Origin of the sequence: Bacillus sp. B2-WWTP-C-10-Post-4, from assembly GCF_009183805.1 — a bacterium.
Taxonomy (GTDB): domain Bacteria; phylum Bacillota; class Bacilli; order Bacillales; family Bacillaceae_G; genus Bacillus_A; species Bacillus_A cereus.
This window is the reverse complement of record NZ_WEII01000117.1, coordinates 1-11,261: the sequence shown is the minus strand read 5'-3', so window position 1 is coordinate 11,261 and position 11,261 is coordinate 1. Positions and strand designations below refer to the sequence as shown.

Genomic DNA, 11,261 nt, shown 5'->3' with positions numbered 1-11,261 from the left:
GTATTGATGCAGCTGCAAGTAAAGAGTTAAAACGAATTCGAAATAATATCGATTCTGTAGATGGGAAAATAAAAGAACGTTTAACGAAGTTTTTAAATAGTAGTGCAAATAAGAAATTCATTCAGGAATTCTTTATTAGTAAAAAGGATGACCGTTATACGATTCCAATTAAATCTTCCTATAAAAACCAAGTTGCTGGAAGTATTATTGAAGCCTCGGCAAAAGGTTCTACTGTATTTATAGAACCGCATACGGTTACGAAATTGAATGCGGAACTAGCGGGTTTGAAAGCAGAAGAAGCGGTTGAAGAATATCAAATTTTAGCGACTTTATCAGGAATGGTGTTAGAAAACATTTATAGTATAAAGATTAACATGGAGCTAATTAGTCAGTATGATATGGTATTTGCAAAAGCGAAGTTTAGTAAATCGATCAATGGAATAGAACCGAAGTTAAATGATCATGGCTACGTTCATTTAGTGAATTGTAAGCATCCGCTTTTAACAGGGCAAGTTGTACCCTTAAATTTTGAAATTGGTCAAGAGTATCGTAGTTTAATTATTACAGGGCCGAATGCGGGCGGAAAGACAATTGTATTAAAAACGATTGGATTGTTAACATTAGCTACAATGTCAGGTCTTCATATTGCAGGAGATAAAGGTACAGAAATCGCTATTTTTGAAAATGTATTTGTAGATATTGGTGATAATCAAAGTATCGAAAATGCACTAAGTACATTTTCATCTCATATGAAAAATCTTTCTGAGATTATGAGGATGTCAAATAATAATACGTTACTTTTATTTGATGAAATAGGAAGCGGTACAGAACCGAATGAAGGTGCAGCACTTGCAATATCTATTTTAGAAGAGTTGTACCTTGCGGGATGTATTACCGTTGCGAGTACGCATTACGGAGAAATTAAACGATTCTCAGAAATGCACGATGACTTTATGAATGCAGCGATGCAGTTTAATAGTGAAACGCTAGAGCCGCTTTATAAATTAGTTATCGGAAAATCAGGAGAAAGTAATGCACTTTGGATTGCGAATAAAATGAGCGTAAAAGAACATGTGCTGAAAAGAGCGAAAGAGTACATGGGAAATAAAGAGTACGCTTTAGAAAAAGTGAATGAAAGTAAAATTAGAAAACCGAAATTTGTACAAGAAAAAAGAGAATTTAATTATGAGTACAAAATCGGCGATCGTGTGAATTTATTAGATTATGATGATTTTGGTATCATCTATAAGGAAAAAGATAATTTTTATAACGTTGTTGTATATTATAACGGTGAATTCGTTGAAGTAAATGTAAAACGTATTACTTTAGAGGTAGCAGCGAAAGAATTATACCCAGAAGGATACGATTTAAATACACTATTTGTTGATTATAAAGAAAGAAAAATGCAACACGATATTGAGCGCGGATCGAAAAAAGCACTGCGTAAAATTCAAAAAGAAATAAGAAAGAATAGAGGATAAGTTAAAATGGTAACGATTAGACAAGAACAAAAAAATGATTATAGAAAAACAGAAGAAGTCGTAAAAGAAGTATTTTCACTTGAAGAATTTAGTGATAAAACAGAACATGAACTTGTAAAACGTATTAGAGAATGTGACGCGTTTGTTCCGGAGTTATCAATCGTTGCAGTAGATGAGGAAATAGTCGGTCACATTATGTTATCTAAAATTGCGATAGAACAAGATGGAACTTCTGTAGAATCGCTAGCACTTGCACCAGTGTCAGTTGCTAGGGGCCATCAGAAGAAAGGAATTGGCGGAAAACTGATCACGGCTGCTTTAGAAAAAGCGAAAGAACTTGGATACGGATCAGTTGTAGTATTAGGACATCCAGAGTACTACCCGAAATTTGGTTTTAAGAAAGCAAGTGAGTGGAATGTAAAAGCACCGTTTGAAGTGCCTGAAGAGGTATTTATGATAATGGAATTAACAGAAAATGCTCTTCGAGGTGTAGAAGGAATTGTACAATATTCGAGTGCTTTTGCTGAGTAGGAGTACCGGTTAAGAAATGTAATCATAAAAGATGCTATCTTTTTGTATGGATATACAGAAAGATAGCTTTTTTTATTAAGCGGATCTACTGACGTATATTTTGCTCAATGAATAATTGAGGTGTTAAAATTGATATAGAAACGTAAAGGGAGAGAATGAAATGAATAAGCGAGAAACAGATAGCAATGAGAATGTAGTGACGTTATATGTTACAAGACACGGTAAAACAATATTAAATACGAATCATCGCGCGCAAGGTTGGGCAGATTCTCCTTTAGTAGAAAAAGGTGTTGAAGTTGCCACAAATTTAGGAACAGGATTAAAAGATATTCATTTTATGAATGCATATAGTAGTGATAGCGGCCGCGCAATTGAAACTGCTAATTTAGTATTAAAATATAGTGAGCAATCAAAATTAAAACTTGAGCAAAGAAAAGATTTGCGAGAATTAAATTTCGGTATTTTTGAAGGTGAAAAACTTGAGAATATGTGGGATGTGGTTGGAAAAGCTGCAGGCGTTGCATCACCAGAAGAACTCTTGAAGCTTTCTATTCAAGAAGTGATTAATCTTATTAGAGTAGCAGATCCGACAAAACAGGCGGAAGATTGGGAATTGTTTTCTACTCGTATAAAAACAGAGATAGATAAAATTAGTGAAGAATCTGCTGCAAATGGTGGCGGTAACGTTTTAGTTGTCGTTCATGGGCTTTTGATTACTACCTTAATAGAAATGTTAGACAGTAGCAAAACAAAACTTGGAGTGGAAAATGCTAGCGTGACGAAGATTGTATATCAAGATGGAACATACACAGTTGAGTCTGTTGGAGATATGAGTTACGTTGCAAAAGGGAAAGAAAGTGTGGAAATATAAAAATAAGAAAAGGAAGGTAGAGAACTCTAGCTTCCTTTTTATTTTTTAATATATCATTTATTAATTCGAATCGGAATATTCCGTTAAAAATGAACTATGAAAATTATTGTAATGGTATAATTAGAGAGTAGGAACAACAAATTAGTTTGCAGTGTATTGGAGGGACATTAGCCTTACATTTCATCTCGGAATCTAAAGTAAGTATACGAGAAATAAAGTGAAACTTTAATCAGTGGGGTTTTCTTCATCCCCCACTGATTATCATCCCTCACCAATCGGACTTTAATGGGCAGCCCGCCCCCCACCTAACTTCTTTGCTTTCGCTGCATTTTGAGGTGGGGGTCTTACTGCCCATTAAAGCGGGATAAAACAAAGTAAGGAATGTGTGAATATGGGTGGTACATGGTATGTGATTTATGTTCAATTCTAAGAAGAAAAGAATATTAACAATTATATGGAGAAGTGATTATGTTGATTAAATTCGTTCATTTGTTATTTGGGAAACCGTGTGAAAAAGGTGATTCGTTCCAAACTAAGTTTCCACGTTTTATTTATTGGAGTGCAGTTGTATTTTATTTTTTTGGAATGCTATTATTTGGGATTCTTTCTTTTATTGATACTGTATTTATTGGATCGTTGATATCAGGAGGTTTGTTCTTTCCTTTAATATTTAGATTCATTTATTATATAAACTTAAAAATGAGGGGCCTAGAAAGAGAAGCGTAGAGAAAAAATATAAATAACAGGGTTATTGAAAAGAAGCGAGATTGATGTTAAGAGATAATAAAGTTGTTTAATTTACAATAAAGTCCTTTGAAAATAATAAAGTTGTTTAATTCTTATTGAATTAACGGTGCAGGATAGTTGAATAAGGATGATGATATACTTAAGGGGGAATTTACTTTATTTTATAATTTATGAGGTGGAAAATGGACTCTTTAGAATTAAACAAATCTAAATATATTGTCTCTAATATCAAAGAAATTTTGCATAAAAAGCTTATTCTTGATAAACCATTAACTAAAGATGAGGTAAAAAAATTAAAACTAGTTAATCCCCCTGTATACGAAAAAGAGAAGTATCTCATTCAAAAACGGTGGTTTTATAGTATTAATATCGGAGAATGGGAAGATGTGGAGATTATTATTCAGGGGAATAATGAAAATCCTGATATGGAGATTATCGAAATGGCAGAAAAAACATTCGATGAACTCCATCTACATATAAGCTGTGCATTAAAATATTTACAGAAGTTCTTCCCTAATCAAGAAATGAAGAACTACTATCTATCCACAATATTTTTTGGAAAGATGGTTAATTTTGACGATTATATATTTTCTGGGTTTAGTTTAGCTTTTATTTATGATGGTCACTTTGAGTTTCAGTATAAAGTAAAATTTAAAAACGATGGATGGCCTATTGGTTTTGAAGGTGGGCCACTTTAATAATAATAGATAATTTTTTCTTATTGAACTAACGGGTGCTTTAGTTGAACAAGATTTAAACAACTTTATTATTAATTTTTGTCTACAAGCACATTTAAATGGTTAGAAATTAAACAACTTTAAAGAGCTTTACTACAATATGATTTGTAGCCAGGCTCTTATATTTTTAGATCAGAATTAAATAACTTTATTATCACTTTACAATTGAACATAAATAACGTTAAAAAAGGAAGCAAAGAAATACATTCTAGCTTCCTTTTTTATTGGAACGATTATGGGATCAATAAAATCTTCCCTGTGCTTTTTCGGCTCTCTAATAATTCATGAGCACGGGCACCATCTTGTAAAGAGAATGTAGTAGAACTTGCGATCTTTAATTTTTCGGTCGCAATCCATTCGAATAATTGAGAGGAGCGTTCTATTCTCTCTTCATAAGATGTAAGCACGTTCCAAAGGTCTCCGCCAGTTAAAGTTTTCGAAGTATCCATAAGCATACGTGGATCAACTGGCGCAGGATTACCGCCGGCCATTCCGTAAAATACGACAGTACCGCCAGTTTTAGTAGCATTAAAACTCTCCTCTAATGTAGAACCTACTGATTCATATACAACATTTACTCCATCACCATTTGTTATTTCAACTACTTTTGTATGCCATGCTTCCGTATATAAAAAAACGTGATCAGCACCAGCTAATGTAGCTATCTTTGCTTTTTCTTTTGATGACGTTAGGCCGATTACTTTTCCGCCTAGTAGTTTAATCATTTGAATAAGAAGTTGCCCAACACCACCAGCTGCAGCGTGTACTAAAGCTATATCACCTTGTTTTATTTCATAGCTATCTTTCGTTAAATAATGTGCGGTTAGACCTTGCAATAAGACAGAAGCGGCTGTTTCAAAAGAGATAGAATCTAAAAGCTTAATTGCTTTCTCAGACGGAACAGCAACTAGCTCTGCATTTGCAAATGGGACATCAGCAAATGCAATACGATCTCCAGGATTAATATTCGTAACGTCAGCTCCTACTTTTTCAACAATGCCAGCCCCTTCATAACCTAATATAAAAGGCGGGGTACCAGCGAGATGATAATCACCGCGGCGTCTATAAATGTCGGCGAAATTTAAACCGATTGCTTTCGTGCGGACAATAATTTCATTTCGATTTATGATTGGATCATTTAGTTCTTTATATTGTAGTACATCCGGATTTCCGAACTGTTCGAAACAAAGTGCTTTCATATGGAATACCTCCATTTTTATTGTTTGTAGATGCTCTTTATCATACAATACAAATATCAATAGACAAAGAGGATTATTTCGATGAAATCAATCGGGAATATCGATTGAAAAGAGGGACGATAAATGGAGATAAAACAATTAATTACATTTAAAGTAGCGGCGGATACTTTGAATTTTACACAAACTGCGAAGAAATTAAACTTTGCTCAATCGAGTGTGACAGCGCAAATTAAAACGTTAGAAGCTGAGTTAGGTACGCCGTTATTTGAAAGATTAGGAAAACGCCTTTTCTTAACTGAAGCAGGTAGGAAGTTTCAACTATATGCCGACAAGATGATTGCGCTCAGCAACGAAGCAAAAATGGCTGTGAAAGATGATGAAGAAATAGCAGGTACGTTAATAATCGGTGCGCAAGAGAGTCAATGTACATATAGACTTCCTTCTATATTAAAGAAGTTTAAAGCACAATTTCCTCAAATAAAACTTATATTTAAACCGGCACATTCCAATAAAGATGCGAAGGAACAATTGATGGAGGGAAAAGTCGATCTTGCATTTATTTTGGACGAATGTAAAACAGAAGATACTTTACATGTGGAGCCGCTTATGAAAGAAGAATTAAAAATAGTAGCTGCTTCAGGGCATCATTTACTCGAGAAAGCTTCCATTTCTACAAAAGATTTAGAAAGTGAGACGTTGTTGCTAACAGAGCTAGGGTGCTCGTACCGGACTTTATTTGAAGAGCTACTTCGTACAGAAGATGTGTATCCAGCAAATAAAATTGAGTTCGTTAGTGTCGAAGCAATTAAACAATGTGTTATTGCAGATTTAGGAATAGCTGTGTTACCAGCAATAGTAGTAGAAAAAGATATACGAGAAGGGATGATAAAAGAGTTACATTTAGAAAATGAAATCTCACCGATTTATACACAAATTGCTTGGCATAAAGATAAATGGATGACAGCGCCACTGCAGCAATTTATTGATGTAACGAGGGAGTTTTTTACAACAGATTAAGTGGAGAAATATTTATTTTATATAAAAGAAAAAATGGCAATTTTGTATAAAGAACCGATGCTTGCATGTAACAAGTATCGGTTCTTTTATGTTTTAAATAAAGGATGCTATAAAATGTGTATTTCTCAACTTTTTTTCTTAGACGGTTACGTAAATTTCTTCGTATATTCCAATAATCATAAGGAAATTTACAACGTTTAGTCGTTTCCGTAAGATGCCTCTAGGAAGCATGAAAGGAGGGGCGTACATAGGGGATAGATTGTCTTTATTATACGTACTTATTTTGAGGGAGGAAATTGAAAATGTTTAAAAAGTTAATGAAAGTATGTGTATTAAGTGTAGGGCTATTATTTAGTTTCCAAGGAAGTACATTTGCTGCTACTGATTTAAGTAGTTACTATGACGGGAAAAATCCAGCAACAACGAAAGTATACGGAGGTAGTACAACGTGTGATGCAGATGGATTTAATGCAAAGTCTACAGCTGTGTATGAAGGGAGTAAAAAAGTAGGGACAGTGTATTTACGTTACAGCAATAAATGTCATGCAGCTTGGGCTAAGTTTGTTTTAGATCAACCAGCACCAGCTGTGTCTGGAGGAGTGTATGCGTACGCTGTTGTGAATAAATACAAAAATGGTGTATTTCAAAAATCAGTCACTTCTAATCAGGGAAACGGTACAATAAAAACAGGTCAAACGAGCACGTATACAGGAATGGTATTTGATTTAACTGCTGATTTCGGATACACAGCAGATGCTGAGGCGGTTACGTTTAATAACGGTTATGGAAAAACAGGACGCTATTAAAAAGGAGTGGAATACTTTGAAACTTTTAAAAAAGCTAAGCGCATGTTTTTGTCTATCATTGCTCGTTTTAACTAGTGTGTTTAGTACGACTGGTAATGATAAAGCATATGCAGAAGATCATTCGTATGATGGAAAAAGTCCGTATTACAATAGCTGTGACCAATCAGCAGTAACGAAAGAAAAGAAATGGATTGATTCCAATTCTTATGTGGAATTAAAATTTAGCACGACGTGTAAGACAGCGTGGGCAAAAGTTACTGTAACCCGCCCAGCAGTATATAATAATGAAGCTGATGCAAGAATTGTAAGAAAAACAGATGGAAAGGCATACACTTGCGGCAGTGCTGGAGGAAATGGTGTTGTAAATAAAGGGCAAACATCATGCTATACGCCAATGGTATATGATTTAGATCCAAGAAAGGCACAGGCGCAGGGGAAACATGCCATTCCGAATAGTGATGCATATAATTATGCGGAGACTATTTGGTATTGATGAGGAAATGGAGAATGTAAGATAGAATATTTTAAGAGCATGTTTTGAGTGGTTTTCAAAGCATGCTCGAATTGTATTCATTCTAATTTTTTTAGTAATCATGGACCATTGAATTAACTAAGGTCTGTATCAGGAGGAGTATATCCAAGATGCCTAGCCATTGATACAATTTGTCCTTTATGATGAAATTCATGTGTTTCTGTATGAGTTAAAAGCCATAGTGGTGTTGTACTCCAAGGTTCTTTTTGCCACTTTACTTCATTTGCTATATTTTCGAGCCAACGGTCATTGTATTCATCTAAAAAACGTTGTACAGTCTCATCTACTAACTTAAATCTAGCACGGACTTTTTCCACATCTGCATGCTCAATTTTATAATCACTAGCGAATGAAAAATCTGCTCGTTTTTGTTTGAATGCGAATGATCCAAGCCAGTATCGATAGCAATCGGCTACATGAATATGTGTCTTTATAATGCCACCGCTCCCGAAATTCGGAACAGTGCTATGTAATTTTTCTAGTGGGATTTCTTCCAAAAATGAAAATAGAGTTTCTCTTGTAGAGCTAATAAGATTATATTGTTGTTTTAAAATATGTAACATGTAAGTACACTCCTCTTTTATTTACATAGTAAGTAATTCTATATTTACGAGGAGGGAACCTTTTTATTATTTTTAATAAGCATATTAGATGTATTTCTTATTTATTTCTGATAGATTAAACAAGGTAAAACTTTAATGAATTGAACATTCTTAGTTCATAATAAATTGTACATCAAGAAGGGGAACGATAACATGAATAGACTAGTGGGTTTAAAACAATTTGAAATAACGCGCGGGGCATTACTTAAATTTATGGAGACGCTAGATGATAAAATTGCAGATACGCAGCCAGAGGGTTTTAACAATACAATTCGTTGGCATATTGGTCACGTGTTAACAGCAGCAGAAGTTTTCATGTTTGGAAAAGAATTCAAACAATTACCAACTGAATATCCAGGTATGTTTGGATATGGATCAAGACCATCTAAATGGAAAACAGAAGGACCATCATTAGAAGTGTTAACGACTCAATTAAAAGAACAAGCAAAGCGTATTAACGAAATGCCAGCAGAAGCATTTGAAAATAAACTACCAGAGCCGTTTTTAGGATTGGAAACTGTTGGTGAGCTTTACGGTATGATGCTTTATCATGAAGCTGATCATATTGGGCAAATGAAGGCGATGGAACGTATTATTAAAGCTCTTTAGTCTTAATTGCATATAACAAGCAATACAGTTGTAATGTTAAATAATATATACAAAAAAGGTAGATAAATTATTATCTACCTTTTTTGTATAACTTCTTGAAGGATTAGAGAATTTTATAATTTTTTAGGTTGTGATTATTAATTGTAGTATTCCTAAATATGGAATATAAGTATAATGATAGAGAAGAACTAGAAATAGGGGTGAATACTATGATTACATTAGAGCAAAAGTTAGAGCAATATAAACATACATATGTACAGTTAAAGGGAGAACTAAAATGGAAAACGAGTGATTCTCGAACAGGAATGATGATTGCTGCTATGTATGCAGGTAGTGATAAATTGTTTAATCTCGAACGTTTTTTAGAAATTAGTAGTTATATTAAGAATCAAGTAGGAATGTTTTCATACTTAAAGTCTTATCATCGTTTTGTAGTGGCCGCAACATTAGATATTCACTTTACAGATTACAAGAAAGCTTTTCGGACGTTTTTAGATTTATATGAACAATTGGTCACTAGTGGCTTTAGCCGGAGTATATTTACTTATCTCGCAGCAGCTGTGCTTTTAACAGAAGAAAATGAACAGCATGGCGCGCACATTCAGCGTTCGATGCAAGTATATAAACGCATGAAAAAGGATCACCTCTTTCTTACAAGTACAAATGATTATCCGCTCGCGGTTTTATTAGCAGGACAATCAGAGAATGTAGAAACACTTATGGATCGAGTGGAACGTCTGTATCAGAAACTAGCGAAAGCTGGTTTGCGTAAAGGGAATGATCTTCAGTTTTTAAGTCATATTCTTTCACTAAAGAAGGATGTCCGTGAAGAAATGTTAGTTGCAACATGTACAAACATATGGAATTTGTTAAAACAAGAAAAGGTAAAAGTGAAACAGATGCATTATCCAGCAATCGGGCTACTAGCGTTACTTGAAGATGGAGAAAAAGAGATTTATGCTATTAAAGCGTTGATTGAAAAACTGCAGGGGGAGAAATTATTCCGTTGGCATACAGATACGAATATTCTTATTGCTATTCAACTGTTCGTAAGTCAGAAAGGTGAGGAAAGTAAAGCTACCAACACAGGTTTACAAACTATGATAGAAGTCCTCATACAAGCACAACAAGCAGCTATGATGGCAACGATTGCCGCTTCATCTGCAGCAACATCTTCTGCTAGTAGTAGCTCATAATATGTAACTACTTTAATAAGGAAGGTAAAAAAGCCCATCACTTTCTAATGAGTGATGGGCTAACTATTTTTACATAATCAGCATTATTTTTTCGACTCTTTCAAATGTTTGAGTTGTGTAACAATCATAATGCTAATAACAACGAGTAAAAACCATGAACTAATTTTGCTTAAGTGAACGAGATTCCACGCTTCCCGTTGATTTGGATATTGCCATGCTCCGAAAAATGTTGCGATGTTCTCTGCAATCCAAATGAAGAATCCGATAAGGAAAAAGGAGAGAACGAGTGGCATTGTATATGTAACGCCTTGTAATGAAAATTGTACAAATGTGCGAGAGAAAACAATGAATAGTAGTAAAGTTAATATCCATCTAAAATCGTATGTAAAGTGGTGTGTGAAAAAATTGAAGTAAATCATAGCTCCTAACGGCACGGCAAAAATAGCTTTCGGCCAATGATGCATTTTTAAATGCAACCTTCTCCACGCTTGGCATATGTAACTTGCGACACTTGCGTACATAAAGCCGCTGTAAAGTGGAACTCCAAAAATCTTTGAATATGCCTCTTCAGGATAACTCCATGAACCGAAATGAACTTTATATATTTCTAGTAAAAGGCCGATGAGGTGAAAGACAGTAATTACTTTTAATTCGTCTTTCGTCTCAAGTCCAGTCTTGTACATAATCCACTGCATAAGAAGACATGCAATGAGTATGAAATCATAGCGATATAACCCTGGAATAGAAACGATTTTTGAAAGGGCTAGTGTTAAGAAAATAACGACTGGGAATAAGCAAGATAATGCTTGCTCGTAAGTGAAGTGTAGTAGTTGTTTTATATATAACATTGGGTCACCTTCGGTATTTTTATTTGAAAACTCGAAATAATGATTAAGTATACTACACTTTTAAAAATAAGCTAGTAGTCTATTT

The 11,261-nt window shown here is 34.3% G+C and carries 13 protein-coding genes; 10 read left to right on the top strand and 3 right to left on the bottom strand.

The window, feature by feature from the left end:
• From GBN78_RS25630 to GBN78_RS25610, 5 genes are all read left to right on the top strand, one after another.
• Positions 1 to 1,481, top strand: a 1,481-nt coding sequence (locus GBN78_RS25630; protein ID WP_152127847.1) for an endonuclease MutS2, incomplete at its 5' end; no start/stop codon positions are given.
• Positions 1,482 to 1,487: 6 nt separating this feature from the next.
• The gene (locus tag GBN78_RS25625; protein WP_000256478.1) at positions 1,488 to 2,012 is read left to right on the top strand and encodes a GNAT family N-acetyltransferase; all 525 of its coding nucleotides are present in this window, start codon (positions 1,488 to 1,490) and stop codon (positions 2,010 to 2,012) included.
• 160 nt (positions 2,013 to 2,172) lie between these two features.
• Entirely contained in the window at positions 2,173 to 2,883 is a 711-nt protein-coding gene (locus GBN78_RS25620) for a histidine phosphatase family protein (RefSeq protein ID WP_001042050.1), read from the top strand.
• Between the two features lie 468 nt (positions 2,884 to 3,351).
• Positions 3,352 to 3,609: a hypothetical protein gene (locus GBN78_RS30755; protein WP_000905655.1), complete on the top strand. Its 258-nt coding sequence runs from the start codon at positions 3,352 to 3,354 to the stop codon at positions 3,607 to 3,609.
• Positions 3,610 to 3,812: 203 nt separating this feature from the next.
• The gene (locus GBN78_RS25610) at positions 3,813 to 4,328 is read left to right on the top strand and encodes a hypothetical protein (RefSeq protein WP_030026782.1); all 516 of its coding nucleotides are present in this window, start codon (positions 3,813 to 3,815) and stop codon (positions 4,326 to 4,328) included.
• A 272-nt stretch (positions 4,329 to 4,600) separates the two neighbouring features.
• Here the strand turns inward: GBN78_RS25610 and GBN78_RS25605 are convergent, their stop codons facing one another.
• A complete protein-coding gene (locus tag GBN78_RS25605) occupies positions 4,601 to 5,566 on the bottom strand; it encodes a quinone oxidoreductase family protein (protein WP_088046472.1) in 966 nt (321 codons plus the stop codon).
• Positions 5,567 to 5,689: 123 nt separating this feature from the next.
• Here GBN78_RS25605 and GBN78_RS25600 point away from each other — a divergent pair, with 123 nt between their 5' ends.
• The 3 genes from GBN78_RS25600 (at position 5,690) to GBN78_RS25585 (ending at position 7,882) form a co-directional block, all read left to right on the top strand.
• Entirely contained in the window at positions 5,690 to 6,583 is an 894-nt protein-coding gene (locus tag GBN78_RS25600) for a LysR family transcriptional regulator (protein ID WP_000403877.1), read from the top strand.
• A gap of 302 nt (positions 6,584 to 6,885) precedes the next feature.
• A complete protein-coding gene (locus GBN78_RS25590) occupies positions 6,886 to 7,389 on the top strand; it encodes a YjfA family protein (RefSeq protein WP_088046471.1) in 504 nt (167 codons plus the stop codon).
• A gap of 16 nt (positions 7,390 to 7,405) precedes the next feature.
• Entirely contained in the window at positions 7,406 to 7,882 is a 477-nt protein-coding gene (locus GBN78_RS25585) for a DUF2690 domain-containing protein (RefSeq protein ID WP_000771044.1), read from the top strand.
• Positions 7,883 to 7,995: 113 nt separating this feature from the next.
• Here the strand turns inward: GBN78_RS25585 and GBN78_RS25580 are convergent, their stop codons facing one another.
• Positions 7,996 to 8,484, bottom strand: a complete 489-nt coding sequence (locus tag GBN78_RS25580; protein WP_000902395.1) for a DinB family protein — start codon at positions 8,482 to 8,484, stop codon at positions 7,996 to 7,998.
• 192 nt (positions 8,485 to 8,676) lie between these two features.
• On the opposite strand from GBN78_RS25580, the gene GBN78_RS25575 reads away from it, so the two are divergent.
• Complete coding sequence (locus GBN78_RS25575; protein ID WP_001081117.1) at positions 8,677 to 9,132, top strand: DinB family protein; 456 nt, start codon at positions 8,677 to 8,679, stop codon at positions 9,130 to 9,132.
• A 158-nt stretch (positions 9,133 to 9,290) separates the two neighbouring features.
• On the top strand, positions 9,291 to 10,328 hold the full coding sequence (locus GBN78_RS25570; RefSeq protein ID WP_025966623.1) for a DUF4003 domain-containing protein: 1,038 nt from the start codon (positions 9,291 to 9,293) through the stop codon (positions 10,326 to 10,328).
• Between the two features lie 83 nt (positions 10,329 to 10,411).
• On the opposite strand, the gene GBN78_RS25565 is transcribed toward GBN78_RS25570, so the two are convergent.
• Complete coding sequence (locus GBN78_RS25565) at positions 10,412 to 11,176, bottom strand: DUF817 domain-containing protein (protein ID WP_000965751.1); 765 nt, start codon at positions 11,174 to 11,176, stop codon at positions 10,412 to 10,414.
• Between the last annotated feature and the right edge of the window lie 85 nt (positions 11,177 to 11,261).

Bases quoted from the DNA above. Each gene is read 5' to 3' on its own strand.
- GBN78_RS25620 (WP_001042050.1), top strand. From the start codon at position 2,173: ATGAATAAGCGAGAAACAGATAGCAATGAGAATGTAGTGACGTTATAT.
- GBN78_RS25580 (WP_000902395.1), bottom strand. From the start codon at position 8,484: ATGTTACATATTTTAAAACAACAATATAATCTTATTAGCTCTACAAGA.
- GBN78_RS25575 (WP_001081117.1), top strand. From the start codon at position 8,677: ATGAATAGACTAGTGGGTTTAAAACAATTTGAAATAACGCGCGGGGCA.
- GBN78_RS25590 (WP_088046471.1), top strand. From the start codon at position 6,886: ATGTTTAAAAAGTTAATGAAAGTATGTGTATTAAGTGTAGGGCTATTA.
- GBN78_RS25625 (WP_000256478.1), top strand. From the start codon at position 1,488: ATGGTAACGATTAGACAAGAACAAAAAAATGATTATAGAAAAACAGAA.
- GBN78_RS25600 (WP_000403877.1), top strand. From the start codon at position 5,690: ATGGAGATAAAACAATTAATTACATTTAAAGTAGCGGCGGATACTTTG.
- GBN78_RS25565 (WP_000965751.1), bottom strand. From the start codon at position 11,176: ATGTTATATATAAAACAACTACTACACTTCACTTACGAGCAAGCATTA.
- GBN78_RS30755 (WP_000905655.1), top strand. From the start codon at position 3,352: ATGTTGATTAAATTCGTTCATTTGTTATTTGGGAAACCGTGTGAAAAA.
- GBN78_RS25570 (WP_025966623.1), top strand. From the start codon at position 9,291: ATGGAATATAAGTATAATGATAGAGAAGAACTAGAAATAGGGGTGAAT.
- GBN78_RS25605 (WP_088046472.1), bottom strand. From the start codon at position 5,566: ATGAAAGCACTTTGTTTCGAACAGTTCGGAAATCCGGATGTACTACAA.
- GBN78_RS25610 (WP_030026782.1), top strand. From the start codon at position 3,813: ATGGACTCTTTAGAATTAAACAAATCTAAATATATTGTCTCTAATATC.